Source organism: Agromyces sp. S2-1-8 (genome assembly GCF_021129215.1).
GTDB classification, from domain to species: domain Bacteria; phylum Actinomycetota; class Actinomycetes; order Actinomycetales; family Microbacteriaceae; genus Agromyces; species Agromyces chromiiresistens.
In genome coordinates, this window is the sequence record NZ_JAJOLP010000001.1 from 3,537,051 (window position 1) to 3,561,945 (window position 24,895).

The 24,895-nt window shown below is 71.2% G+C and carries 20 protein-coding genes, 1 tRNA gene and 1 other RNA gene; 10 read left to right on the top strand and 12 right to left on the bottom strand.

Going from position 1 to position 24,895, the window contains the following annotated elements:
• Window positions 1-9: 9 nt before the first annotated feature.
• The 3 genes from ffs to LR269_RS16070 all read left to right on the top strand — a co-directional run bounded on the left by ffs (window position 10) and on the right by LR269_RS16070 (window position 1,248).
• Window positions 10-106: signal recognition particle sRNA small type (ffs, locus tag LR269_RS16060), an RNA gene on the top strand.
• A tRNA-Ser gene (locus LR269_RS16065) sits at window positions 104-191 on the top strand. Before ffs ends, LR269_RS16065 begins: the two co-directional genes overlap by 3 nt.
• Before the next feature lie 535 nt (window positions 192-726).
• Window positions 727-1,248, top strand: a complete 522-nt coding sequence (locus LR269_RS16070) for a hypothetical protein (protein ID WP_231431764.1) — start codon at window positions 727-729, stop codon at window positions 1,246-1,248.
• A 73-nt stretch (window positions 1,249-1,321) separates the two neighbouring features.
• Here the strand turns inward: LR269_RS16070 and LR269_RS16075 are convergent, their stop codons facing one another.
• The 3 genes from LR269_RS16075 to LR269_RS16085 all read right to left on the bottom strand — a co-directional run bounded on the left by LR269_RS16075 (window position 1,322) and on the right by LR269_RS16085 (window position 5,199).
• Complete coding sequence (locus LR269_RS16075) at window positions 1,322-1,936, bottom strand: N-acetyltransferase (protein ID WP_231431765.1); 615 nt, start codon at window positions 1,934-1,936, stop codon at window positions 1,322-1,324.
• 71 nt (window positions 1,937-2,007) lie between these two features.
• A complete protein-coding gene (locus tag LR269_RS16080) occupies window positions 2,008-3,915 on the bottom strand; it encodes a helicase HerA-like domain-containing protein (RefSeq protein WP_231431766.1) in 1,908 nt (635 codons plus the stop codon).
• A 9-nt stretch (window positions 3,916-3,924) separates the two neighbouring features.
• Window positions 3,925-5,199 (bottom strand): nitrate/nitrite transporter, encoded by a 1,275-nt coding sequence (locus tag LR269_RS16085; RefSeq protein WP_374201141.1) that lies wholly within the window; start codon window positions 5,197-5,199, stop codon window positions 3,925-3,927.
• Between the two features lie 233 nt (window positions 5,200-5,432).
• On the opposite strand from LR269_RS16085, the gene LR269_RS16090 reads away from it, so the two are divergent.
• From LR269_RS16090 to narI, 4 genes are read left to right on the top strand one after another with little or no spacing between them, the layout of a single operon-like run.
• On the top strand, window positions 5,433-9,188 hold the full coding sequence (locus tag LR269_RS16090) for a nitrate reductase subunit alpha (protein WP_231431767.1): 3,756 nt from the start codon (window positions 5,433-5,435) through the stop codon (window positions 9,186-9,188).
• Window positions 9,188-10,843, top strand: coding sequence for a nitrate reductase subunit beta (narH, locus tag LR269_RS16095; RefSeq protein WP_231431768.1), 1,656 nt, complete (start codon window positions 9,188-9,190; stop codon window positions 10,841-10,843). Before LR269_RS16090 ends, narH begins: the two co-directional genes overlap by 1 nt.
• Window positions 10,843-11,559, top strand: coding sequence for a nitrate reductase molybdenum cofactor assembly chaperone (gene narJ, locus LR269_RS16100; RefSeq protein WP_231431769.1), 717 nt, complete (start codon window positions 10,843-10,845; stop codon window positions 11,557-11,559). The genes narH and narJ overlap by 1 nt, the downstream gene beginning before the upstream one ends.
• Window positions 11,556-12,326: a respiratory nitrate reductase subunit gamma gene (gene narI / locus LR269_RS16105; RefSeq protein ID WP_231431770.1), complete on the top strand. Its 771-nt coding sequence runs from the start codon at window positions 11,556-11,558 to the stop codon at window positions 12,324-12,326. Before narJ ends, narI begins: the two co-directional genes overlap by 4 nt.
• Window positions 12,327-12,347: 21 nt before the next feature.
• Here the strand turns inward: narI and LR269_RS16110 are convergent, their stop codons facing one another.
• Window positions 12,348-12,788, bottom strand: a complete 441-nt coding sequence (locus LR269_RS16110; protein ID WP_231431771.1) for an SRPBCC domain-containing protein — start codon at window positions 12,786-12,788, stop codon at window positions 12,348-12,350.
• Window positions 12,789-12,965: 177 nt separating this feature from the next.
• Here LR269_RS16110 and LR269_RS16115 point away from each other — a divergent pair, with 177 nt between their 5' ends.
• Genes LR269_RS16115 through LR269_RS16125 form a run of 3 tightly spaced genes read left to right on the top strand, consistent with a single transcriptional unit; the run spans window position 12,966 to window position 16,058 of the window.
• Window positions 12,966-13,889 carry an AraC family transcriptional regulator gene (locus LR269_RS16115; protein ID WP_231431772.1) on the top strand — a complete coding sequence of 308 codons (924 nt, stop codon included), beginning with the start codon at window positions 12,966-12,968 and terminating at the stop codon, window positions 13,887-13,889.
• Window positions 13,890-13,899: 10 nt separating this feature from the next.
• Window positions 13,900-15,204 carry a non-homologous end-joining DNA ligase gene (gene ligD, locus LR269_RS16120; protein WP_231431773.1) on the top strand — a complete coding sequence of 435 codons (1,305 nt, stop codon included), beginning with the start codon at window positions 13,900-13,902 and terminating at the stop codon, window positions 15,202-15,204.
• Window positions 15,201-16,058, top strand: coding sequence for an aminoglycoside phosphotransferase family protein (locus tag LR269_RS16125; RefSeq protein ID WP_231431775.1), 858 nt, complete (start codon window positions 15,201-15,203; stop codon window positions 16,056-16,058). Before ligD ends, LR269_RS16125 begins: the two co-directional genes overlap by 4 nt.
• Before the next feature lie 122 nt (window positions 16,059-16,180).
• Here LR269_RS16125 and menC read toward each other — a convergent pair whose 3' ends face one another.
• From menC to allB, 8 genes are all read right to left on the bottom strand, one after another.
• Entirely contained in the window at window positions 16,181-17,428 is a 1,248-nt protein-coding gene (gene menC, locus LR269_RS16130; protein ID WP_231431776.1) for an o-succinylbenzoate synthase, read from the bottom strand.
• Window positions 17,425-18,252 (bottom strand): hypothetical protein, encoded by an 828-nt coding sequence (locus tag LR269_RS16135; protein WP_231431777.1) that lies wholly within the window; start codon window positions 18,250-18,252, stop codon window positions 17,425-17,427. The genes menC and LR269_RS16135 overlap by 4 nt, the downstream gene beginning before the upstream one ends.
• Before the next feature lie 167 nt (window positions 18,253-18,419).
• Window positions 18,420-19,412 carry a hypothetical protein gene (locus LR269_RS16140; protein ID WP_231431779.1) on the bottom strand — a complete coding sequence of 331 codons (993 nt, stop codon included), beginning with the start codon at window positions 19,410-19,412 and terminating at the stop codon, window positions 18,420-18,422.
• Window positions 19,413-19,678: 266 nt separating this feature from the next.
• Complete coding sequence (pucL, locus tag LR269_RS16145; RefSeq protein ID WP_231431781.1) at window positions 19,679-20,644, bottom strand: factor-independent urate hydroxylase; 966 nt, start codon at window positions 20,642-20,644, stop codon at window positions 19,679-19,681.
• 7 nt (window positions 20,645-20,651) lie between these two features.
• Window positions 20,652-21,029, bottom strand: a complete 378-nt coding sequence (gene uraH / locus LR269_RS16150; protein ID WP_231431782.1) for a hydroxyisourate hydrolase — start codon at window positions 21,027-21,029, stop codon at window positions 20,652-20,654.
• Window positions 21,026-21,523: a 2-oxo-4-hydroxy-4-carboxy-5-ureidoimidazoline decarboxylase gene (uraD, locus tag LR269_RS16155; protein ID WP_231431783.1), complete on the bottom strand. Its 498-nt coding sequence runs from the start codon at window positions 21,521-21,523 to the stop codon at window positions 21,026-21,028. The genes uraH and uraD overlap by 4 nt, the downstream gene beginning before the upstream one ends.
• Window positions 21,524-21,704: 181 nt before the next feature.
• Window positions 21,705-22,181 carry a thioredoxin-dependent thiol peroxidase gene (gene bcp / locus LR269_RS16160; RefSeq protein WP_231431784.1) on the bottom strand — a complete coding sequence of 159 codons (477 nt, stop codon included), beginning with the start codon at window positions 22,179-22,181 and terminating at the stop codon, window positions 21,705-21,707.
• A gap of 182 nt (window positions 22,182-22,363) precedes the next feature.
• On the bottom strand, window positions 22,364-24,886 hold the full coding sequence (gene allB / locus LR269_RS19095) for an allantoinase AllB (protein WP_374201143.1): 2,523 nt from the start codon (window positions 24,884-24,886) through the stop codon (window positions 22,364-22,366).
• Between the last annotated feature and the right edge of the window lie 9 nt (window positions 24,887-24,895).

Below are 24,895 nucleotides of genomic sequence, written 5' to 3' on the forward strand. Positions count from 1 at the left end.
TAGACTGTCCGAGGCTCCCCACGTGGCGCTATCCAGGCCAACTCCCCCAGGGCGGAAACGCAGCAAGGGTAACCGGGCTCTGGCGGGTGCGTGGGGGGTCACTGGAGGATTCGCCTAGTGGCCTATGGCGCACGCTTGGAAAGCGTGTTGGGTGAAAGCCCTCGGGGGTTCGAATCCCCCATCCTCCGCCAAGAACGATCACGCCGGGTGCGCGCGCACAGCACCCACACCGGGGTTCGAATCCCCCATCCTCCGCCAAGAACGATCACGCCGGGTGCGCGCACAGCACCCACACCGGGGTTCGAATCCCCCGTCCTCCGCCAAGAACGATCACGCCCGTCACGCGATCGGCACCGCCCCTCGCCGGCATCTTCCCGATGCCGGTCGAGGGGTGTTCTGCGTCGAGGCATCCGCCCGTGCCCCCATGTCCACCATCGTCGCCGGCAGCGCCTATGCTGTCCTGAGCCGGGTCGTGAGGGCCCGAGATGTCGACGAAGACGACGGCGTTCTCGTTGACCCCACGACGCCGGCACATTCTTCCCCTTCCGTCCGATCGCCGCGTCCGCGCGCGTCGCGCCCCGCCGTGTCCTCATTAATGCCGAATAGCGTGCACCTCGCGCGAGGCGCATGATGTGAGAGATGTCAGCGGCACCGGTGGAAGCGAGGAGTGGGGATGCAGGGGGCTCCTCCATCAGCGCGGCGGCAGCAGGGGGCGACGGCCTCAGGGTGATCACCCTGAGGCCTCGTCGCACGCTCGGATGGAGCTACGGCGTCGCGGCAGCGGCGCTCGTGCTTCCACTGCTCGCCGTCGAGCTGTGGGTGCTCGATCCGACGGGGTCGTGGCCGATCGTCGCGGCAACGGCCGCGATCGTCGGCGGGCTGATGTGCCTCGCCTGGATCGCCTACCGCCGCACCCGGGTGTCGATCAGCCGCTACGGCATCGTCGAACGCGGATTCTTCGGCACCACCACGGTCGTCGCGGCCCGCGACGTCTCGAAGGTGCTGCGGCTCGACCTCTACCGGTCGAACAGCCTCGACACGACCGACGAGCTGTTCGTCGTGTGCCGCAGCGGCCGCGGCCGGTTCCGCATGCGCGGCCGGTTCTGGGACGCGTCGGCGATGGACCTCGTCGCCGGTGTGCTCGACGTCGAGGAGTCGACGCGGGACGAACCGGTGACGCTCGCCGAACTGCGCGAGAGCGATCCCGGGCTGCTCTACTGGTTCGAGCGTCGCTCGCTCATGGCCTGAGCCGCGAGGCCAGTGGTCTCGACACGCGTTTCGCGCTGCTCGGCCGACGGCATCGCGCTCCTCGACCGCCGGGTCACTGCGTCGCGACGCCGAGCTTCGGCGACGCCGGCGTGCTCGACGGCAGCTCGTGGAATCCCAGCCGGTCGTAGAACGCCCGCGCACCCGTGTTCTCGGCCGCGAGGCCGAGGTGGAGCGCAGCGACTCCTCGCTCGGCGAGTGCACCGCGCACCGTGTCGATGAGCCGGCGCCCCCAGCCCTGCCCCTGCAGTTCGGGCAGCAGGTCGATGTGCAGGTGGGCGGGGTACCGGTCGAGTTCGGGGATGAGCATGCGCTCGGGGTGCACGCCCGCGTCGATGAGGGCGGCCTCGGTGAACGCGGGTGCGTGCTCGGTCGGCGGCGCGGCGACGGGATGCCTCGCCGCGAAGCCCGGCGCCCACTCGCGCCGCCACCACTCGACGAAGTCCGCCGTGTCGGCGACGGCCATCACGTAACCCGCGGCACGTTGCTCGTCGGCCACGACGAAGGTGAGTTCGGGCGCGTACTCGACGTACGGCAGTGCGAACACCTCGGGCATGAGCGTGTCGTCGGAGTACACCCCCGTCGCGTCGCCGCCCGCTGCCGCGGTGCGCAGGCAGACCAGTGCGACGTCGTCGCGGTCGGCTGGGCGGTACGGGCGGATCTGGAACATCACGCCCATCCTCCCGTACCGGGTCTCGATACGCGTCCTCGTTCGTCGGGCGCTACTTCATCAGTGCAGCCTCAGCGGCGCTTGGCCATGCCGAAGATGCCGGTGATGACCTGCTTCAGCACGGTCTGGGTGGTGCGCGAGCCGAGCACCTCCTCGAGCGCCGACTTCTCCTTCGACCGCGACCGCGACGACGACCGGGAACTCCCCGACGTCTGCTTCATCAGTCGGTCGTACTCGGCCTGCGCCTTCTTGTCGGCCTTCGCGGCGTCGGCCTGGATCTTCGCCTGCATCTTCGCGTACTCGGCGTCGGCCTTCGCCTTGGCCGCCGCGGCCTCTTCGGCATCCACCCTCGCCGCGGCATCCGCGAGCTTCTTCGTCAGGATCTCGTGCGCCGACTCGCGGTCGATGCCCGTCGAGTACTTCGCCGAAAGCGGCGACGCGGCGACGGCCGCATCGATCGCCGCGTCGGGTGAGGGCGACATCGACGCCCGCGGTGCACGAAGCCTCGTCCACGCGACGGGCGACGGCGCGCCCTTCTCGTTCATCACCGTGACGATCGCCTCGCCCGTGCCGAGCACGGTGAGCGTCTCTTCCAGGTCGTAGCCCGAGTTCGGGTAGGTCGACACGGTCGCCCGCAGCGCCTTCGCATCGTCGGGCGTGAACGCGCGCAGTTGGTGCTGCACCCGCGAGCCGAGCTGGGCGAGCACGTCGCCCGGAACGTCCTTCGGCGTCTGCGTGACGAAGAACACGCCGACGCCCTTCGACCGGATCAGCCGCACCGTCTGGGTGATCTGCGCGAGGAACTCCTTCGACGCGTCCTTGAAGAGCAGGTGCGCCTCGTCGAAGAAGAACACGAGCTTCGGCTTGTCGAGGTCGCCGACCTCGGGCAGGTCGGTGAACAGATCGGCGAGCAACCACATGAGGAACGTCGAGTAGAGCGCCGGCTTGTCGGCGACGCCCGGCACCTCGAGCAGGCTGATCACGCCGCGACCGTCGGGTGCAGTGCGCAGGAACTCGGCCGTGTCGATCTCGGGCTCGCCGAAGAAGACGTCGGCGCCCTGGTCGGCGAACGTGATGAGCTCGCGCAGGATCACGCCGACAGTCGCCTTCGAGAGGCCGCCGAGGCCCTCGAGCTCGCCCTTGCCCTCGTCGCTCACGAGGTAGGCGAGCACCGCCCGCAGGTCTTCGAGGTCGAGCAGCGCGAGGTTGTTCTTGTTCGCGTAGTGGAAGACGAGTCCGAGGCTCGATTCCTGGGTGTCGTTGAGGCCGAGCACCTTCGACAGCAGGAGGGGCCCGAAGCCCGAGATCGTCGCGCGGATGGGCACGCCCCTGCCGACGCCGCCGAGTGAGAAGAACTCGGTCGGGAAGCTCGCGGGCGTCCAGTCCTGCCCGATGCCGGCCGTGCGCTTGAGGAGCTTCTCGTTGCCCTCGCCCGGCGTCGCGACGCCGGAGAGATCGCCCTTGATGTCGGCGGCGAACACGGCGACGCCCGCCGCGGAGAGCTGTTCGGCGAGCACCTGGAGCGTGCGGGTCTTGCCGGTGCCGGTCGCGCCGGCGACGAGGCCGTGCCGGTTCGTCATCGCGATCGGGATGCGCACCGGCACGTCGGGCATCGCGTCGCCGTTGACGAGGGCGCCCATCTCGAGGGCCGGGCCCTCGAAGGCGTACCCGCTGCGCACCGCGTCGATGTGCTTCGCGTCGAGGGGGCCGGATGCCTCGGCCGCGGCCTGCTCGGGCGCCGCGACCGGTTCGGGCGAGGCCGCCGCCGGCGCGGCGGGTGGTGCCTCCGACGCGGGTTCCTCCGCCACGGCTTCGGCCGCGGCATCCGACTTCGTCGCCGCCTCGGCGGCCGCCTTCGCGAGCGCCGCCGCCTCCTCGGCGGCCTTGATCGCCGCCTCCGCCTGCGCCTGCAGCGTCTTCGCCGCCTCGGCCGCAGCGGCGGCCGCCTCCTGAGCTTGCTTCACCGCGTCATCGGCCATGCGGCGATCCTATCGAGGCGCCGGTACCGGACCCGGGGCCGCCTTCGCCGAGCCGGGGCGCGCGTCGCGGAGCATTCCCGCCACGACCAGTGCGACGGCCCCGACGAGCACGAGCAACCACAGCCCGAGGGCGTACGAGTTCGTCTCGGCGTTGTAGGTCGCACCCATCACGAGCGGCGGGAAGTACCCGCCGAGACCGCCGGCCGCGGCGACGACGCCGGTCACCGCGCCCACCTTGTCCTTCGGCGTCGACGGCCCGACCCAGGCGAAGACCGCGCCCATGCCGAGGCCCATCGCCGCGGCCATGAGGATGAACGTCACCCCGGTCACGATGCCCTCGGGCGGCTGCTGCCCGACGATGTACGCGAGCGACACGATGCCCGCGAGCGAGATGAGCGAGATGACCTTCGGACCGACGCGGTCGGAGAGCGCACCGCCGATCGGCCGGGCCACGACCGCGGCGGTGGCGAACAGTGCGGTGCGCGTGCCCGCGCCGACCGGGTCGACCTCGTCGGGGTAGATCGTCGTGAGGTACTTCGGCAGGAACGTCGAGAAGGCCACGAAGCCTCCGAAGACGATGCCGTAGAGGAATGCCATCTCCCACGTGATGCGGAGCTTCAGTGCGCTGACGACCTTCGGCACGAGCGGCTGCCGGCTCGACTCCCAGGCGGGCGAGTCGCGCAGGAACAGCCAGACGATGATCGCCGTCGCGGCCATGATGCCGGCGACGAGGAGGTGCGTCGGCAGGTAGCCGATCGACTCCGCGAGACGCGGCGTGAGGAACGCGGAGATCGCCGTGCCGATCATGCCCATGCCGAACACGCCGGTCGCGAAACCGCGTCGCTTCGCTTCGTACCAGGCGCTCGAGAAGGGCACGCCGACCGCGAAGATCGTGCCCGCGACGCCGAGGTAGAACCCCGCGACGAGCAGCAGCGGGAAGCTCTTGATCTCGCCCGCGAGCGCGACGAGCAGCACGGCCGGCACCGAGCCGAGCAGCACGATGGTGAACATCCTGCGTCCGCCGAAGCGGTCGGTCATGGCACCCGTCACGATGCGGCCGAGCGCGCCGACGAGCACGGGCGTCGCGAGCATGAGCGAGATCTGCCCCTCGTCGAGCCCCATCTCGGTCGCGTACGTCTTCTGCAGCGGGGCGATGAGCATCCACGCCCAGAACCCGATCGCCGAGGCGAAGGTGGCCAGCAGCACCTGTCCGAGCTGCCCCTTCAGCGAGGGACCGCCCTGCGCCTCGGCCACTGCCCCGGCCTGCTTCGATGACTCGCTCAACGCTGCCCCCGATCGGTGCGATGTGCCGGCGAACCCGCCGTCTGCGCCCGACAGTACCGGGCGCATGACCCGTGTGGCCAGCCATTTCGGCCGAGTTCGTGAACATCGAATAAACCCGGTGAAACGCCTCGACAGACCGCCGTCGCGACCAATACGGTCGGTAGTGTCCGCGTCAAGCGGCAACCACCGGCGGCGCCGGCAACGGCGTTCGTCGCACAGGCGAGGAGGCCTTCGTGAGTCAGACGCCCCCGAGTTCGAGCGGTCCAGCCACCGACGGCGCGCTCGCCGATGCCCTCGTCAAGCTCGGCCGCTTCGTGCGGCCCGGCGAGGTGTCTCCCGACCTCCGCACCGTGACGCTCGAGGGCGGCCGCAAGGGCGACGTCTTCTACCGCGACCGCTGGTCGCACGACAAGGTCGTGCGCTCCACCCACGGCGTGAACTGCACGGGCTCGTGCTCGTGGAAGGTCTACGTGAAGGACGGCATCATCACGTGGGAGACGCAGCAGACCGACTACCCCTCGGTCGGCCCCGACTCCCCCGAGTACGAGCCACGCGGCTGCCCCCGCGGCGCGGCGTTCAGCTGGTACACCTACTCGCCGACGCGCGTCCGCTACCCGTACCTGCGCAGCGTGCTGCTCGAGCGGTACCGTGCGGCGAAGGCCCGGGTCGGCGGCGACCCCGTGCTGGCCTGGGAGGCGCTCGTCACCGACCGCGAGGCATCCCGCGCGTACAAGCGGGCCCGCGGCAAGGGCGGGCTCGTGCGCGCGAGCTGGGACGAGGCGCTCGAGATCATCGCGGCGGCCCACGTGCACACGATCAAGGCGCACGGCCCCGACCGGGTCGCGGGCTTCTCGCCGATCCCGGCGATGTCGATGGTGTCGCACGGCGCCGGCGCGCGCTTCGTCAACCTCATCGGCGGCACGATGCAGTCGTTCTACGACTGGTACGCCGACCTTCCCGTCGCGAGCCCGCAGGTCTTCGGCGACCAGACCGACGTGCCCGAGTCGGCCGACTGGTGGAACTCGAGCTACCTCATGATGTGGGGCTCGAACGTGCCGGTCACCCGCACGCCCGACGCGCACTTCATGACCGAGGCGCGCTACCGCGGCCAGAAGGTCGTGACCGTCTCGCCCGACTACGCCGACAACACGAAGTTCGCCGACGAATGGCTCGCCCCGCACCCCGGCACCGACGCGGCACTCGCGATGGCGATGGGTCACGTGATCCTGCGCGAGTTCCTCGTCGAGCGACGCACCCCGCGCTTCGTGCACTACCTGAAGACCTATTCGGATGCCCCGTACCTGATCACCCTCGAATCGCGGGGCGACGGGTTCGTGCCGGGCAAGTTCCTGACCGCGGCCGACCTCGGCGGCGAGGCGGCCGAGTCGGCGAACGCGGCGTTCAAGACCGTGCTGCTCGGCGAGGGCGGCGAGCCCGTCGTGCCGAACGGCTCGCTCGGCCACCGGTTCGGCACCGAAGACGAGGGCAAGTGGAACCTCGACCTCGAGGGCGTCGACCCGCTGCTCTCGATCATGGACGACGCCGCATGGCTCGGCGCGACCGCGGCCGTCGACCTGCCGCGCTTCGACGTCGCGCCCGAGCCGGGCGCGGAGCACGAGGGCGGCACCGGCGTCGTGCGTCGGGGCGTGCCGACGCTCGAGGTCGCGGGCCGTACGGTGACGACCGTGTTCGACCTGCTGCTCGCGCAGTACGGCGTCGGCCGCGACGGGCTGCACGGCGAATGGCCGACCGGCTACGACGACCCGTCGACGCCCGGCACGCCCGCCTGGCAGGAGGAGGTCACCGGCGTCCCCGCCGAGCAGGCCGAGCGCATCGGGCGCGAGTTCGCCGACAACGCCGAGCGCTCGGGCGGCCGCTCGATGATCCTCATGGGCGCGGGGACGAACCACTGGTTCCACTCCGACACGATCTACCGCACCTTCCTCGCGCTCACGACGATGACCGGCTGCCAGGGCGTGAACGGCGGCGGCTGGGCGCACTACGTCGGCCAGGAGAAGGTGCGGCCCGTCACCGGGTACACGCAGTACGGCACCGCGAGCGACTGGTCCAGACCCGGCCGCGCGATGATCGGCACCGCGTTCTGGTACCTCGCGACCGACCAGTGGCGCTACGACGGGCTGCCCGCCGATCAGCTCGCCTCGCCGCTGGCCTCGGGCCTGTTCGCCGGGCGGACGACGGCGGACTGCCTCGTGGAGTCGGCCAAGCGCGGCTGGATGCCGAGCTACCCGACGTTCGACCGCAACCCGCTCGACCTCGTCGACGAGGCCCGGGCCGCCGGCCGCGAACCCGCGGACTACGTCGTCGACTCGCTGCAGGACGGGTCGTTGCGCTACGCGTGCGAGGACCCCGACTCGCCCGAGAACTTCCCGCGCGTGCTCAACGTGTGGCGGGCGAACATCCTCGGCTCCTCGGGCAAGGGAAACGAGTACTTCCTCAAGCACCTGCTCGGCACCGACTCGGCGGTGCGCGCAGCCGAGGCACCGCCCGAGCGCCGGCCGAACACCATCGAGTGGCACGACGACGCTCCCGAGGGCAAGCTCGACCTGCTCGTCACGACTGACTTCCGCATGACCTCGACGACGCTGTTCTCCGACGTCGTGCTGCCCGCCGCGACCTGGTACGAGAAGCACGACCTCTCGTCGACCGACATGCACCCGTTCGTGCACTCGTTCAACCCGGCGATCGCACCGCCCTGGCAGACGAAGACCGACTTCGAGATCTTCCACCTCATCGCCCAGCGGCTCTCGGAGTACGCCCGCGTGCACCTCGGCACGCGCAGCGACCTCGTCGCGGCGCCGCTCATGCACGACACCCCCGACGCGATGGCGACTCCGCACGGCATCGTCGAGGACGGGCTGCCGCTCGTGCCGGGCGTCACGATGCCGAAGCTCGTCGTCGTCGAGCGCGACTACACCGCGATCGCCGACAAGATGGCGACGCTCGGCCCGCTCGCGGTGAAGGCGGGCATGGTCACGAAGGGCATCGTGTTCGACCCCACCCCCGAGGTCGCCGAGCTCGGACGGCTCAACGGGGTCGCGACGAGCGGCGCGGGCGCCGGGCAGCCGCTGCTCGACACCGACGTGAAGGTCTGCGAGGCGATCCTCGCGCTCTCGGGCACGACCAACGGGCGGCTCTCGGTGCAGGGCTTCCGCCAGCTCGAGAAGCGCACGGGCCAGCGCATCGCGCAGCTCGCGGAGGACCACGAGGGCGGGCGCATCCGCTTCGCCGACGTGCAGTCGCGACCCGTCTCGGTGATCACGAGTCCCGAGTGGTCGGGCTCCGAGCACGGCGGCCGGCGGTACACGGCGTTCGCGATCAACGTCGAGCACCTGAAGCCGTGGCACACCCTCACCGGGCGCCAGCACTTCTTCCTCGACCACGACTGGATGAGCGAGCTCGGCGAGAACCTGCCGGTCTACCGGCCGCCGCTCGACCTCGCGCGACTCTTCGGCGACTCGCCGGCTCCCGGATCGACGGCGCCGAGCGGCGACCCCGCGGCGGCCGGACGTGCCGAGGTCGCGGTGCGCTACCTCACGCCGCACTCGAAGTGGTCGATCCACTCGGAGTACCAGGACAACCTCTTCATGCTCTCGCTCTCGCGCGGCGGCCCCACGATCTGGATGAGCCCGCAGGATGCGGAGAAGATCGGCGTGCGCGACAACGAGTGGATCGAGTCGTACAACCGCAACGGCGTCGTCGTCGCCCGCGCGATCGTCTCGCACCGCATGCCCGAGGGCACGGTGTACATGTACCACGCGAAGGACCGAACGGTGGATGTGCCGCGGACCGAGACGAGCGGCCTCCGCGGCGGCATCCACAATTCGCTGACCCGGGTGCTCCTGAAACCCAGCCATCTGATCGGCGGCTACGCGCAGCTCGCCTTCGCGTTCAACTACCTGGGGCCGACCGGCAACCAGCGAGACGAAGTCACGGTGATCCGCCGTCGCAGCCAGGAGGTCGAGTACTGATGAAGGTCATGGCGCAGATGTCGATGGTCATGAACCTCGACAAGTGCATCGGCTGCCACACCTGCAGCGTCACCTGCAAGCAGGCGTGGACGAACCGCTCGGGCGTCGAGTACGTCTGGTTCAACAACGTCGAGACGCGGCCCGGCATCGGGTACCCGCGTCGCTACGAGGACCAGGAGAAGTGGGGCGGCGGCTGGGTGCGCACGAAGTCGGGCCGTCTGAAGCTCCGCTCGGGCGGCCGGCTCAAGAAGCTCGCGACGATCTTCTCCAACCCGAAACTGCCCGAGATCCACGACTACTACGAGCCCTGGACCTACGAGTACGACATGCTGCTCAACGCCCCCGCGGGCGAGCACACCCCGGTCGCGAAGCCGAAGAGCCTGCTGACCGGCGAGGACATGAAGATCTCGTGGTCGGCGAACTGGGACGACAACCTCGGCGGCTCCCGCGAGACGATGCAGGACGACCCGATCCTGCAGCACATGTCGGAGCACGTCGCGAGCGAGTTCGAGCAGACGTTCATGTTCTACCTTCCGCGCATCTGCGAGCACTGCCTCAACCCGTCGTGCGTGGCCTCCTGCCCGTCGGGCGCGATGTACAAGCGGGTCGAGGACGGGATCGTGCTCGTCGACCAGGACCAGTGCCGCGGCTGGCGCATGTGCGTGTCGGGATGCCCCTACAAGAAGGTCTACTTCAACCACAAGACCGGCAAGGCCGAGAAGTGCACGCTCTGCTACCCGCGCCTCGAGGTCGGACTGCCGACCGTGTGCTCCGAGACCTGCGTCGGGCGGCTGCGCTACCTCGGGCTCGTGCTCTACGACGCCGACAAGGTCGCCGAGGCGGCCCGCGTCGAGAACGAGCACGAGCTGCTCGAGTCGCAGCGCAGCGTCTTCCTCGACCCGCACGACCCCGCCGTCGTGCAGGCCGCGCGCGAGGCCGGAATCCCGGAGGACTGGATCGACGCGGCCCAGCGCTCCCCCATCCACAAGCTCATCAACGAGTACAGGGTCGCGCTGCCGCTGCACCCCGAGTACCGCACGATGCCGATGGTCTGGTACATCCCGCCGCTCTCCCCCGTCGTCGACGTCGTGGCCTCGTCGGGCAACGACGGCGAGGACGCGAAGACGCTGTTCTCGGCCATCTCGAAACTGCGGATCCCGCTCGAGTACCTCGCCGGCCTCTTCACCGCGGGCGACACCCGCCCTGTCGAGGCGTCGCTGCGCAAGCTCGCCGCGATGCGCTCGTACATGCGCGGCATCAACCTCGGCGAGGGCAAGGACGAACGCATCGCCGACGCCGTCGGCATGACGGGCGAGACGATCGAGGAGATGTACCGGCTGCTCGCGATCGCGAAGTACGAGGAGCGCTACGTCATCCCCGCCGCGCACACCGAGCAGGCACGCGAGCTCGACGAGCTCGCGTGCTCGCTCGACTACGACGGCGGCCCGGGCATGGGCGGCGCCGGCCCCTTCGGCTCGTCGAGCGGCCAGCCGGTGCCGGTCGCGGTCGAGAACTTCCACGCGCTGAAGAACCGGCAGACCGCCGACCGGCCGTCGACACCGGGCCGGGTGAACCTGCTCAACTGGGACGGCAACGGCTCGCCGCAGGGCCTGTTCCCGCCGAAGGGCGACGGCGTGGGCGACGGGGGCGAATGATGGCCAGGCTGCCGCTCATCTTCCGCCGCCCCGGCTCGGTGCCGAACGCGTCGGCTCCGCGCATCGCGCTGAGCGACGACCAGCGTCGCCTCGCGCACATGGCCGCTTCGCTGCTGCTCGACTACCCGGGCGAGGGCTTCGCCGAGCGCGCGGCCGCGGTCGAGGCATCCGTCCCGGGACTGCCGCCCGAGCTGTCCGGCGAGTTCCTCGGGTTCCTCGGGCACGTCTCGTCGACGCCCGCCGCCGCGCTCGAGGCCGAGTACGTCGCGACCTTCGACCTCAAGCGCAAGTGCTGCCTCTACCTGACGTACTTCCAGGCGGGCGACACCCGCAAGCGCGGCGCCGCGCTCGTCTCGTTCATCGAGACGTACCGCGCCGCCGGGTGGGAGTTCGACGCCGACGAGCTGCCCGACTTCCTGCCCGCCGTGCTCGAGTTCTCCGCCCGCAGCGATTCGCCCGAGGCATCCGAGCTGATCGCCGCCCACCGCGACGGGCTCGAGGTGCTGCGGGAGGCCCTCGAGAAGCAGGGCAGCCCGTGGGCCGGGCTCGTCAGGGCCGTGTGCCGGTCGCTCCCCGAGCTCGACGACGCGACCCGCGAACGCTATCTCGCACTCGTGAACGACGGGCCGCCCGCCGAGACGGTCGGACTGTCGTTCCTCGGTGGCATCCCGCCGTACCGGCCGGTCGGCACCGCGCACGAGGAGGTCCGCGCATGAACGACGCCTGGAACGTGCTGCTCTGGGTCGCCCTGCCGTACGCGGCGTTCGCGGTGTTCGTCGTCGGGCACATCTGGCGGTACCGCTACGACAAGTTCGGCTGGACGACGCGGTCGAGCCAGACCTACGAGAACCGCCTGCTGCGCTGGGGGTCGCCGATGTTCCACCTCGGCATCCTCATGGTGATCGCGGGGCACGTCGTGGGCCTGCTCATCCCCCGGGAATGGCTCTACGCGATCGGCATCGACGAGCACATGTACCACCTCGGAGCGACCGTGCTCGGCTCGTTCGCGGCACTGCTCACGATCGCGGGCCTCGTGATCCTCATCTACCGACGGCGCACGGTCGGACCGGTGTTCCTCGCGACGACGCGCATGGACAAGGTCATGTACGTCTTCCTCGGCGGTGTGATCCTGTTCGGCACGCTCGCGACCGTGATGTACCAGGTGCTCGGGCCGGGGTACGAGTACCGCGGCACGGTGGGGCCGTGGTTCCGCAGCCTCATCCTCATGCAGCCCCAGCCCGAGCTCATGGCCGACGTGCCGCTCATGTTCCAGCTGCACGTGCTGTGCGCGACGCTGCTGTTCGCGCTGTGGCCGTTCACGCGACTCGTGCACGTGTTCTCGGCGCCGATCGGCTACCTGTTCCGGCCGTACATCGTCTACCGCTCGCGCGACGCCGCGAGCACCCGCCCGGGAACGAGCGGGCGGAAGCGCGGCTGGGAGGGCATCCAGACGCCCGACCCGAAGAAGCTCACGAAGCTCTGACGAGGCTTCGCGCGCCTCGCCTCATGCCGGGAACGGCAGCGCGCGTCCCGTCTCGATCCACGACTTGAAGCTCGAGAGCACGAGCGGCCAGGTGTCGCTCGTCTCGGCCTCGGCGGGATGCCCTTCGCTCCACTCGTCGTTCGTGAACGTGAGCTTCGTGAGCGCGTCGCCCGCCGAGCTCATGCGCCAGGTCATGCGGCTGCGGAGCTCCGCGTGGTTCTCGCGGTAGGTCGGGCCGGGGTGCTCGGAGAGCTGCAGCAGCGCTCCGGGCTCGGCGGCGAGCACCTCGCCGTAGACGTGGACGGTCTCGTCTCCGTCCTGGCCCGGGCCGACGTACTCGTAGCGCTCGCCGGGGGCGAGCTCGCCGCGGAGCACCGAGCCCCACATGACGGCACGGCTGCCTTCGTCGCCGGTGATCGCGTCCCACACCTGCTGCGGCTCGGCCGCGACGTACAGGGTCATCTCGAAATCGGACATGGTCGGTTCTCCGCTCTCTGGTTCTGCCCGGTCGGTCTCCGCCGGTCGATTCGGTTCGACGGTACGGATGCCGCGTGGCGGGCGTCTTGCAGAAACGCGACAGCGACTCGGTGAGGGGGCGGCCGGGCGGCGGGTGTCGGCGGGCGACGCCATACTCGGACCATGCAGCCCTCGGACTACTGGCGCACGCGCGCCGGCGCCGCCGACAAGGGCGTGCTCGCGCCGAGGCGCGGCGAGCCGGGTCTGGCACCGATCGCGGCCGACGCGGCCGCCCAGCACGCCGCCGACGCGCCCGTGCGGCTGGCCCGATTCCCGGCGCCGGCCGCCGTCGCGCACGTCGTGCGGCACTTCTGGGTGCCGAGGTGGCGGTTGCCCGCCGGCGTGGTCATCGAACAGGGCGTGCTCGAGTACCCGTCGGCGAACCTCGTCGTCGAGCCCGACGGCACCGCGCTGCACGGTCCGTCGATCGGTCGCGGCGTCTCACGGCTCGAAGGCGAGGGTTGGGCCGTCGGCGCCCTCCTGCAGCCCGGCGTCGCCGGGCTCATCGCGCCGGGCGAGGTCCGCTCGCTCGTCGGCGGCTCGGTGCCGGTCGAGGCGTTGCGGCTGCGGGGCACCGCGGCGGGCGTCTCGCGAGTCCGAACGGCCGCTGACGACGGCCGCGACGACGAGGCGGTCGCGGCGTTCGCCGACTGGCTCGGCGCGCAGCACATCGTCCTCGACCCCGATGCAGCCCTCGCGGCGCGCGTCGTCGAGCTCGCCGAGACCGACCGCACGATCCTGCGGGCGGGCGAGCTGGCCGACGCGAGCGGGCTCGGGCTGCGTGCGCTCGAGCGTCTGGTGCGCGCGCGGCTCGGCCTCACCCCGAAGTGGCTGATCAGTCGATACCGCATGCAGGAGGCCGCGCATCGGCTCGCCGCCGACGACCCGCCGTCGCTCGCCGACCTCGCCGCGGAGCTCGGCTTCGTCGACCAGGCGCACTTCACCCGCGAGTTCCGCACGGTCATCGGCGAGACCCCGCGGCGCTACGCCGCAGCGGCGCAGGCGACCCGGGCGGCGGGGGTTCCCTCCGGCCACCGGCCGACCTAGGGTGAGGAGCGTGAGCCCTGCAGCGCGAGCGGACGAGGTCATCGAAGTCGACGGTCGCGAGGTGCGCATCTCGCACCCCGACAAGGTCGTCTTCCCCGAGCCGGGGCTCACCAAGGTCGATCTCGTGAAGTACTACCTCGCGGTCGCCGACGGTGCGCTGCGCGGCGCGGGTGGGCGCCCGATGGTGCTCAAGCGCTTCGTCAAGGGCATCGACCAGGAGGCCTTCTTCCAGAAGCGCGCTCCCGACAAGCGCCCCGAGTGGATCGAGACCGCGACGCTGCACTACGCGTCGGGCAATTCCGCCGAAGAGGTCGTCGTGAACGATGCGGCCGCGCTCGCCTGGGTCGTGAACCTCGGATGCATCGACCTCAACCCCCACCCCGTGCGAGCCGGCGACCTCGACCATCCCGACGAGCTGCGCGTCGACCTCGACCCGATGCCCGGCGTCGACTGGTCGCAGATCGTCGACGTCGCGTTCGTCGCGCGCGAGGTGCTCGACGACGTCGGGCTGGTCGGCTGGCCGAAGACGTCCGGCTCTCGCGGCATCCACATCTCGGTGCGCATCGCACCCGAGTGGACCTATCCCGAGGTGCGGCTCGCCGCCGAGACGCTCGCGCGCGAGGTCGAGCTCCGCGCTCCCGGCCTCGCATCCGCCCGCTGGTGGAAGGAGGAGCGCGGCGAGAGCGTGTTCGTCGACTTCAACCAGAACGCGAAGGACCGCACGGTCGCCTCGGCGTACTCGGTGCGTCCGCTGCCCGACGCCCGCGTCTCGACCCCGCTCGACTGGGCGGAGGTCCGCGAGAGTCGTCCCGAGCGCTTCACCGTCGCGACGGTCCTCGCACGCTTCGCCGAGCGCGGCGACGCCGCGGCCGGCATCGACGACGCGGTCGGCCGTCTCGATGGTCTGCTGCGACTCGCCGAGGAGCTCGGCCCCGCCGAGAAGCCCCCGCGCCGCGGCTCGGGCGATGGCTCCGGGCAACGGCAGTCGACGATGCCGCTCATCGAGATCGCCCGCGCCAAGACGAAGCCCGAGGCCCTCGAGGGCCTGGAGCGGTGGAAGGAACGTCACTCCGACGTCGTGCCCCGGCTCGAGCCGGCCGACGTGCTCGTCGACGGCATGCGAGGCAGTTCGTCGCTCTGGTACCGCATCCGGGTGAACCTGCAGCATGTGCCCGAGGCGGAGCGGCCGCCGCAGGAACCGCTCGAGGTCGATTACGACCCGTGGGCGAAGTACCGCGACGAGAACGGCGAGCTGTCGTTCCCCGGCGGCCGCCCCGGCGATCGTTCCGGCGGCACGACTGGCCGCGCCTCGTGAGCGACTTCGGTCCCGTCGACCCCGGTCATCACGCCGACATCGAATGGTTGCACCGCTGGCGCCTGCATCCCGAGGGCGACCCGCAGACGACGGCGTCGAGCACGCTGATCCCCGTGAGAACCATCGACGGGGTCGCGGCGGTGCTCAAGGTCGCCCACGTGGAGGAGGAGGAGCGCGGCGCCGAGCTGCTCGAACAGCTCGACGGACACGGCGCTGCGCGCGTCCTGCAGCGCGAGGGGCAGGCGGTGCTGCTCGAACGGGCCACCGGCACGGGCGACCTCGTGCGCATGGTCGTCGACGGCGACGACGACGGTGCGACGCGGGTGATCTGCGCAGCGGCGCGCCGCGTGCACCTCGACCCGGCGGAGCTCCCCACGCTCACCGACTCGGGGGTGCCGCTCCTCGTGCCGCTCGAGCAGTGGTTCCGCGAGCTGTTCGCGCACGCCGACGACCTCGACCCGCTCCATCGGCAGGGCGCCGACTACGCCGACCGGCTGCTGTCGACGCAGCGGGACGCGCGCGTGCTGCACGGCGACCTGCACCACGGGAACGTGCTCGACTTCGGCGAGCGCGGATGGCTCGTCATCGACCCCAAGGGGCTCGTCGGCGAGGCCGCCTTCGACTACTGCAACCTGCTCTGCAACCCGTCGCACGCGCGGGCGCTCATGCCCGGGCGGCTCGAGCGCCAGTTCGGCATCGTCGTCGCCGAGACCGGCGTGCTGCCGTCGCGGCAGCGAGACTGGCTCGTGGCCTGGTGCGCACTGTCGTCGACGTGGTTCGCGATCGCCGACGACCCGTCGCACGCCGAGTCGGTCACACGTCTCGGCGTGACCGCCGCCGATCTCGCGCTCTGAGCCGCCTCGGCGACGTTTCCGGCCGTCAGCGATGCTGCGCCCCGTTCGCGCATGGAGGAACTTCCGCAACCGCGCGGCGCGTCGCGCCGCGCCGCGACTCGCCGCGGACCCGACGGTTCTTCCTACAGAAGCCTCCGCTGCGAGAGCTCGACGACCGGCCGCGACGCCCACTCGCGCACGAGCTCGGTGCGCACGGCGACCCCGGTACCCGGGCCGTCGGGCACCCGGAGCTGCCCGCGGTGCTCGCCGTCGCCGAGCACGAACGGCTCGGTCACATCGTCGGCGTAGTAGCGGTCGGAGGCCGACGTGTCGCCGGGCAGCGCGAACCCGGGCAGCGCGGCGAGCGCGACGTTCGCCGCACGGCCGATCCCGGTCTCGAGCATGCCGCCGCACCACACCGGCACGTCGAGCTGACGGCACGCGTCGTGCACGCGCAGCGCCTCGAGGTAACCGCCCATCCGGCCGGGCTTGATGTTGACGACGCTCGTCGCGCCGCGATCGATCGCGTCCACCGCCGTCGCGGCATCCAGGATCGATTCGTCGAGGCAGACGGGGGTCTCGCACGCGGCAGCGAGCCGGGCGTGGGTGGCGATGTCCTCCTCGGCGAACGGCTGCTCGATGAGCAGCAGGTCGAACGCGTCGAGGCTCGCGAGCAGCGGGATGTCGTCGCCCGTGTACGCCGTGTTCGCGTCGACCTGCAGGAGACCGTCGCGTCCCATGAGCTCGCGGACGGCCGCGACGGGCAGGACGTCCCAGCCGGGCTTGATCTTGAGCTTGATACGGCGGTAGCCGGCCTCGAGGTACCCGGTGACCTCGTCGAGCAGTTCCTCGAGCGTCGGCGCGATGCCGACGGAGACCCCGCAGTCGACCCACTCGCGCTCCGCTCCGAACGCCTCGCCCATCGATCGGCCCTGGGCGCGCAGCTCGGCGTCGAGGACGGCCGACTCGAGGGCGGCCTTCGCCATGCGGTGGCCCGCGACGAACGCGAGCGTGCCGGCGACCGACCGTGCGAGCGGCACCGAGGCGCCGCGGGTGCCGGGGCCGTCGGCACCTGCCGCTCCGGCGACTCCGGCCGTTTCGGCCGCGTGGTGTGCGGCGTCGTACGCGCGACGGTGTGCGGTCGCGGCGAGCAGTGCTGGGCCGAGGAACCGTTCGATCACGGATGCCGCGCCGTCGACGTACTCGGAGGAGTAGAAGGGCTCGCGGCCGGCGACGCACTCGCCCCACCCCTCGCCGGCGTCGGTGCTCACGTGCACGAGGAGCGCTTCGCGCACCGTCTCGCGACCGAAGCTCGTCTCGAACGGCCGCACGAGGGGCACCTCGATGCGATGCAGCGCGATCGTCTCGATGCGGGTCGGGTTCGTCGTCATCTCGCCTCCTCGGAGTCGGGCTCGGCCTCGGTGAACACGTAGTCCCCGGCGTCGTCGAGCTCGGGTCGCAGCCCCTGCCGCGCCATCTCGGTGAACGCGCGCACGGATGCCTCGCGCATGCGTACGGCATCGGCCGCGGCATCCCGCCTGAATGCCTCGAAGTCGGGCACGAGCGCGAAGCCCGACTCCCCCGACCAGCGCGGAGGCGCGCCGCCGGCGAGCGCGCGGAGCACCCGCGGCGACGTGAGTCGCCAGCGCACCTCGAAGCGATCGCTGCGGTCGGCGCCCGAGATCTCGTCGCCGAGCACGCCGTAGAACTCGGGGAGGTAGGCGGCGACCTCGGCCCCGAGCCGCACGAGGTTCATGCGGGCGTTGCGGCGGATGAGGGGGTCGAACGTCCAGCGGATCTCGTCGACTCCGTGCTCGAGGCAGATCGACCGCTGGCGGAGCTTCAGCGCGAGCCCGATGCCGTGCCCGCGCGCCGCCGGGGCGACCGCGTTCATGTGCGAGTGCAGGTGGAGGCCCTCGTTCCAGCCGAGGAACCCGAGCGTCGCGCCGAGCAGCTCACCCGGGATCGCGTACGGCGGCGTCGCCGAGGCATCCACGCCGCCCTCGTCGTCGGCGACCGCGACGAGCACCGTCGCGCCCGCGTGCGCCAGCGCCCGGATCATCGAGTGGTCGGGGCCGCGCCCCTCGCCCCAGGTCGACTCGAACCGGGCGAGCACCGCCTCGATCTCGTGCTCGGCGGCCCCGCGCGTGATGACGCCCGCGCCGAGGTCGGCGCGATCGGCGGCGGCAAGGGCCTCGGCGACGACAGCGTCCATGTGTCGAGGCTAGCCGAGCGCGGTCGCGCCGCGGCGCGCGGGAGTGGTCGGGCCTCTCACCCGGCGACAGGGCCGCCGCCGCCGCCTGCTCGTCGATGAACTGGAGGAAGAACCCGCCGACATCCCGCGTTTCGCTGCACGCCACTCCGCGACCGAGCCAAGTCTTCCTACAGATCGAACTCCTCCGACCCGTATGCGAGCGGTCGGATTCCGGTCATCCGCGCCTTGAGCACGACCTTCGCATCGGCGACCATCCGCTCCACCGTCGTCGCGACCAACGGCCAGTCGTCCAAGACGTGCTTCGCACTCGGTCGAACGACCGGGACCCCGAACGACTGCGAGACCAGGGTCCGATCACGATCGGCGTAGAACTCCTCGCGTCCCGAGTGGAACTCCCTACCGTCGACCTCGAACAACACGCATCCGTCGATCAGACCGTCGAACCGGCCGAGTCCCGCCGGCCCGACCTGCGGTTCCACCAGGTATCCAGCGCGCGCGAGGCGCCGAACGAACAGGCTCTCCACCCCCGACTCAGGAATCCCGGTGAACTCGTCCACCAGATCCCGGCAGGTGCCGGGCAGCGCGGCGAGTACGTCGTCGATCTGCCGACGCGTCAACACCCGTTCGTGAAGCGCCGAGTCGATCGCCGCGTTCGCATGTTCCCGAGGCAGACATCGAAGTGCGGTCGCGAGGGCTCCTTTGGGCGAGACGACCCAATCGCGACCGGCGCCCGGATCCAGCTCGCGAACGTAGTGCAGCCGTACCGGCCCTGCCCTCCCCAGCCGCACGGTGCCACGTTCTCGCGTACGCTCCGAAGCGACCGGATGCCAGACGCCCGAGTTCCCCGGATCGTCGACATTCGGTGCGCGGTCGACCCGCGGTGTCGATCGGGGCACTGCGATGTGCAACGACTCGTCGACGCCCGACCAGATGCCGAGGCGACGCAACGCGGAGACGCAGCCGATACGGCCGCCCACGGCGATCGCGCGGAGTTGGTCGCGGTCTGCCGTCGGCGAGGCGATCCAGCCACGTCGGGGCCGCACGACTGCTCCGGCGCGGAGGGCCACTCGCAGCGAGGCATCCGTCTCACCCAGTTCTCGCAGCGTGCGGACTCGGGCGATCTCGCCGAGCAGGTGGAGTTTCGTGAGGAGCGCCGTCATGACGCGATCGTGCCCGTGTCGGCTGGTCCGAATGCGATCGCGCGGTGGAAGCGGCCACCGATCGGATACGTGTCGAGGTGGGGAGGAGAGGTCGTCGACCGAGATGGAGGAGTTTCTCGCGACATGCCGTCGGCCGGGCGGGCGACACGCCGGCGATGTCACGGAACTTCCTACACAAGCGAAGCGGGCAAGGTGGCGCCGCGCCGCCACCGCGCGCGAGCGCCCCGCCCGGCGGAGCCGGACGGGGCGCTCGTGAGCCGACCCGATCAGCAGAAGGCGCCGGTCGACGCCCAGACCTCGGGGACCTCGGCGAGACCCTCGCGGGTGACGGTCGCCTCGATGAGGCCGTACGACCGGTCGCTCGCGTAGAACACCTCGTTGGGGTTGTCGAGGCCGAACGGCTCGAGGTCGACGACGAAGTGGTGCTTGTTCGGCATCGAGAAGCGGATCTCCGCGATCTCGGGATGCGCCTCGAGCACCGCCTGGCCCATCTCGAAGAGGGTCGTCTGGAGCGCCGCCGAGTAGTTCTCGGTGAACGTCTCGAGCAGGATCGCCTTCACGCTGTCGTAGACGGCGTTGTAGTCGACCTCGGCGCCCGGCTGGTAGCGCCAGCGCGTGGCGACGCTCGTCGCGAGGATGCGATCGGTCGTCTCCTGGAGGGTCGTGTAGCGGTCCTTCGGGTAGCCGACGAAGCCCGACTGGGTCGTCTTCAGCACCGTGAGGTCCTTGAGGCCCGCGATGACGTGGCGGGTGTCGCCGTCGGCGATGACCGCGGCCGTGCGGATCTCCTGGCCCTTGCGCACGAACGAGTGGTCGTGGGGCTGGCCGTGGGCGGTGATGCGCTCCCACGCGTAGCTCTCGGCGAGCCAGCGTCCGCCGGTCACCCAGTCGAACTCGCCGATGAAGTGGTCGGCGAGGCGAAGCAGGAACGCCTCGGGCGAGCCGACGCCGTCGCGGGCGAAGGCGAACACGGTGTTCTTCTGCGTGTCGGTCGCGACCACGTGCGAGTTGTCGCCGTCGAGGTGGGCACCGGCGAAGTCGCCGCGCAGCTGCGAGGTGACGTTGAGGTCCTCGATCTCGTGGCGGTCGGTGTCGCGGGTGACCTTGACGACGCGGACCTCGGCCTTGCCGTACTGGTTCGGGCCGAGCACGATGGCGCCGGGCTCGGCGCTCGACGCGCCGCCTGCGGCGGTGTCGGTGGTGGTCACGGTGTTGATCAGGGTGTCGGTCATGGTGGATCTAACTTCCTCGGTAGGTCGAATAGGCGAAGGGGCTCAGCAGGATCGGCACGTGGTAGTGACGACCCTCCTCGGCGACGAGGAAGGTGAGCAGCACTTCGGGGTAGAAGGCGTCGGTCTGGGTGGAGGCGAAGTAGGCGCCGGTGTCGAACCGCAGCCGGTACTCGCCGTTGGGGATCGTCTCGGGGCCGAGCTGTTTCGCCCGCCCGTCGTCGTCGGTCACGGCGCTCGCGAGGAGCTCCCAGCCGTCCCCGCTGGAAGCGGAGCCGGAAGCTCCGGAGCCGCCGACGGAACGCCGGTACAGCTCGACGGGCACCCCGGCGGCGGGCCTGCCGCGCTGGGCGTCGAGCACGTGCGTCGTGATCTGCGAAACGGTCATGCGGCGATGGCCCCTTTCAATCTCAGAACGGCGATCTCGCGCAGCTGCTCGGCGACGACCGCGTCTTCGGTCGCCTCGTCGTTGCCGAGCCGAGTGGTGAGCGCGTCGAGGATCTCGCCGGCGGAGCGGCCGGCCGCACGGATGAGGAACACCCGCCCGAACCGCTGCTCGTACGCCGCGTTGCCCTCGGCGAGGGCCCGTGCGATCTCGGCGTCGGCCGGGTCGACGCCCGCCTGCTCCGATCGCGACATGGCCGCTTCGGTGCTCGCACCGCTCGCACGCTCCCCGATGCGGGGATGGTGGCTGAGCGCCTGCTCGACCTCGCCGGCCGTGAACGGCGACGCCGCGGTGACGGCCTCGCTCACGAGCTCGTCGATCGAGCCGTACGGTCGACGGTCGGCGAGGTGCTCGCACCACCGCGTGACGTCGACGCATGGTCGAAGCGTGGCGATCGCCTCCGAACGATCGGCTTCGTTGAACTGTTCAAGCTTCATCGCTTGAGTCACTTTCTCATTCTGCTGGCATCCACGGTGTACGGATATACGAAACTCATGTTTCGCATCGTGGAACTGTTATTTCAGCATGTGACAATCTTAGCGAACGGATGCCTCGTGGGCAACGATTTCGCATGAAGAAGTCGCGCCACGAGGCATCCGGTTCAGGGGGTGTCGACCCCTACAGGCCGAGCTGTTCGCGCAGCCGGCCGACGTGCCCGTTCGGGTCGACGTTGTACTCGAGCACTGCGACGCGCCCCTCGTCGTCGACGACCGCGGTCGAGCGGATGAGCCCGTCGAACGTACGGCCCGCGACCGTCTTCTGGCCCCACGCGCCCCACGCCCTGGCGACCTGCGCGTCCTCGTCGGAGAGCAGCGGGAAGGCGAGCTGCTCGGCTTCCGCGAACTCCGCGATCCGCGACACCGGGTCGGGCGAGATGCCGAGCACCGTGTAGCCGGCCGACTGGAACGAGGCGAGGTTCTCGCGGAAGTCGCACGCCTCGGTCGTGCAGCCTGGCGTGAACGCGGCCGGGTAGAAGTAGACGATGACGGGGCCGCCGCGGTGGTCGCTCAGCCGGCGCACCGTTCCGGTCGCGTCGGGCAGGGCGAAGTCGGGGGCCGCCTGGCCGGTTTCGAGTTCTTCGGACGAGTTGATCATGAGGTGCTCCGTTTCAGCGGTCGACGGGATGCCTCGGCGCCGGTGTCCCTCTCGGGGTCCGGTGGTCCGGTTCGGTTGGCGGGAGGTGGGTGGTTGTTGGCGGCGGGTGGAGGGGTCGGGAACGGGATACGGCCGTGGGCCGGTACGGTATCGGACCGTCCGGCCTCACGGCCCCCGGGATGCTACGCGTTCCCTTTTCGAAGCATCCGGCCCTGGGCCCGTTCGCGGTCGACGGGGGCGCCGGCGAGGTAGGCGCCGCGAACGGCTCCCGTGAGCTCGCGGCCGTCGTACGGCGTGACGGGGTGTCGATGCTCGAGCGCCTTCGCATCGACGGTGAATCGCTCGTCGGGCGCGAAGACCGCGAAGTCGGCGGCGAGGCCGGTCGCGATGCGCCCCTTGGTGGTGAGGCCGACGCGCTCGGCGGGCCGCTGCGCCATCCATTCGACGACGCGATCGAGCCCGATGCCGCGCTCGCGCGCCTCGGTCCAGATGAGCGGCAGGCCGAGCTGCAACGATGCGATGCCGCCCCAGGCGAGCTCGAAGTCGCCGTCGCCGGCGTACTTCAGCTCGGGCGTCGACGGCGAGTGGTCCGAGACGACGAAGTCGATGACGCCGTCGCGCAGGCCCGCCCACAGCGCGTCGCGGTTCGCATCCTCGCGGATCGGCGGGCAGCACTTGAACGCCGTCGCGCCTGCTGGCACGTCCTCGGCGAACAGGGTGAGGTAGTGCGGGCACGTCTCGACGCTGAGATCCGTGCCCGCGGCCTTGGCCCGGGCGATCTGCCCGAGCGAGTCGGAGGAGCTGAGGTGCAGGATGTGCGCCCGGGCGCCCGTGCGGGTCGCACGGTCGATGACCTCGGCGATCGCCGTGTCCTCCGCTTCGCGGGGGCGCGAGGCGAGGAAGTCGGCGTAGCCCGGGCCGCCGGCGTGCGGTGCCGCGTCGATGACGTGCGCATCCTCGGCGTGCACCACGAGCATCGAGTCGTGCTCGGCGATGACCCGCATCGCCTGCTCCATCTCGTCGGCGGTCACCTGCGGGAACTCGTCGACGCCCGAGTGCAGCAGGAAGCACTTGAACCCGAACACGCCCTCGGCCGCGAGCGGTGCGAGCTCGTCGAGGTTGCCGGGCACGACGCCGCCCCAGAAGCCGACGTCGACGAAGGTCTGGCCGGCCGCCGCCGCCCGCTTCTCGTCGAGCGCCGCGACCGACACGGTCGGCGGGATCGAGTTGAGCGGCATGTCGATGATGGTGGTCACTCCGCCGGCCGCGGCCGCGCGGGTCGCCGAGGAGAAGCCCTCCCATTCGGTGCGACCGGGTTCGTTGACGTGCACGTGCGTGTCGACGAGGCCGGGCAGCAGCACCTCGTCGGCGGCGAGCTCGACGACCTCGTCGCCGACGAGGCCCGTGCCGAGCGGTGCGATCGACGCGATGCGGCCGTCGCGCACGCCGATTTCGACGGCGCGTTCGACCGGTCCGCCGTCGCTCGCGACGAGCGCGCGTGCTGCGCGGAACACCACGTCGTACCCGGCGGGAGACGCCGTCTGGTCGGTGGCCCGCTGGGATGCCTGGTCGGCGATGAGGTCGGTCACGAGTTCCTCCGCGAGTCGGGTCAAGAGGTCGGATGCCTCGGCCATGCTGCGAGCCGGATCGGGCTCGAGCTCGGCGAGGGCGCGAGCGGCGGCGAACCCGGCGCGGTGCACCTCGTCGTCGCTCAGCAGGCGGCGGCCGCTCACCGCGTAGACGGGCACCCCCGCACGCCGGGCGGCGCGGGCGACGCCGATCGGCGTCTTGCCCATGAGGCTCTGCGCGTCGAGGCTGCCCTCGCCGGTGATCACGGCGTCGGCCCCGGCGAGCCGGGCCTCGAGCCCGGTGAACTCGAGCACGACGTCGATGCCGGGCCGGCGTTCGGCGCCGAGCACCGCGAGCGCGGCGAAGCCGGTGCCGCCGGCGGCACCGGCACCGGGTCGTTCGGCGCCGACGCGCGCGGGCACCGCCAGGATCGGGTCGTGCTCGGCGAGCACCGCGACGAGGTTCGCGAGGGCCGCGTCGAGCACGGCGACGTCATCGGGGGTCGCGCCCTTCTGCGGGCCGAAGACCGCGGCGGCGCCGAACGAGCCGAGCAGCGGGTTGTCGACATCGCTCGCGAGCACGATCTCGGTCTCGGTCAACCGCGGGTCGAGTCCGTCGAGGTCGATGCGGGCGAGCCCGGCGAGCGCGGCCCCTCCGTGCGGCAGCTCGGCACCCGTGGCGTCGAGCAGCCTTGCCCCGAGTCCCTGCAGCACGCCGGCTCCCCCATCGGTCGAGGCACTGCCGCCGATGCCGAGCACGATGCGCCGGGCGCCGGCGTCGAGGGCGGCCGCGATGAGCTGCCCGGTGCCGAGGCTCGTGGCGCCCGAGGCATCCGCCCCGCCGGTCGGAACCAGGTCGAGCCCCGACGCCCGCGCCATCTCGACGACCGCCTCGTCGCCGCGCAGGGCGAAGTCGGCCTCGACCGGCGAGCCGAGCGGGCCGGCGACGAGCGCCGTGCGGCGCTCGAAGCCGGCCGCGAGCGCCGCCTCGAGCGTGCCCTCGCCGCCGTCGGCCACCGGGATCGCGTCGATCTCGATCGCGGGGTCGACGCGCCGGGCGCCCTCGGCGACCCTGGCGGCCACCTCGGGAGCCGACAGCGACCCCTTGAACTTGTCGGGCGCGATCACGATGCGCATGTGTTCAGT

What these genes read in the sequence shown, in the direction of transcription:
- LR269_RS16075 (WP_231431765.1), bottom strand. Translation starts at nt 1,936, where the DNA reads ATGTTCCAGATCCGCCCGTACCGCCCAGCCGACCGCGACGACGTCGCA.
- LR269_RS16080 (WP_231431766.1), bottom strand. Translation starts at nt 3,915, where the DNA reads ATGGCCGATGACGCGGTGAAGCAAGCTCAGGAGGCGGCCGCCGCTGCG.
- narH (WP_231431768.1), top strand. Translation starts at nt 9,188, where the DNA reads ATGAAGGTCATGGCGCAGATGTCGATGGTCATGAACCTCGACAAGTGC.
- narJ (WP_231431769.1), top strand. Translation starts at nt 10,843, where the DNA reads ATGGCCAGGCTGCCGCTCATCTTCCGCCGCCCCGGCTCGGTGCCGAAC.
- narI (WP_231431770.1), top strand. Translation starts at nt 11,556, where the DNA reads ATGAACGACGCCTGGAACGTGCTGCTCTGGGTCGCCCTGCCGTACGCG.
- LR269_RS16110 (WP_231431771.1), bottom strand. Translation starts at nt 12,788, where the DNA reads ATGACCCTGTACGTCGCGGCCGAGCCGCAGCAGGTGTGGGACGCGATC.
- LR269_RS16115 (WP_231431772.1), top strand. Translation starts at nt 12,966, where the DNA reads ATGCAGCCCTCGGACTACTGGCGCACGCGCGCCGGCGCCGCCGACAAG.
- menC (WP_231431776.1), bottom strand. Translation starts at nt 17,428, where the DNA reads ATGACGACGAACCCGACCCGCATCGAGACGATCGCGCTGCATCGCATC.
- LR269_RS16135 (WP_231431777.1), bottom strand. Translation starts at nt 18,252, where the DNA reads ATGGACGCTGTCGTCGCCGAGGCCCTTGCCGCCGCCGATCGCGCCGAC.
- LR269_RS16140 (WP_231431779.1), bottom strand. Translation starts at nt 19,412, where the DNA reads ATGACGGCGCTCCTCACGAAACTCCACCTGCTCGGCGAGATCGCCCGA.
- pucL (WP_231431781.1), bottom strand. Translation starts at nt 20,644, where the DNA reads ATGACCGACACCCTGATCAACACCGTGACCACCACCGACACCGCCGCA.
- uraH (WP_231431782.1), bottom strand. Translation starts at nt 21,029, where the DNA reads ATGACCGTTTCGCAGATCACGACGCACGTGCTCGACGCCCAGCGCGGC.
- uraD (WP_231431783.1), bottom strand. Translation starts at nt 21,523, where the DNA reads ATGAAGCTTGAACAGTTCAACGAAGCCGATCGTTCGGAGGCGATCGCC.
- bcp (WP_231431784.1), bottom strand. Translation starts at nt 22,181, where the DNA reads ATGATCAACTCGTCCGAAGAACTCGAAACCGGCCAGGCGGCCCCCGAC.
- allB (WP_374201143.1), bottom strand. Translation starts at nt 24,886, where the DNA reads ATGCGCATCGTGATCGCGCCCGACAAGTTCAAGGGGTCGCTGTCGGCT.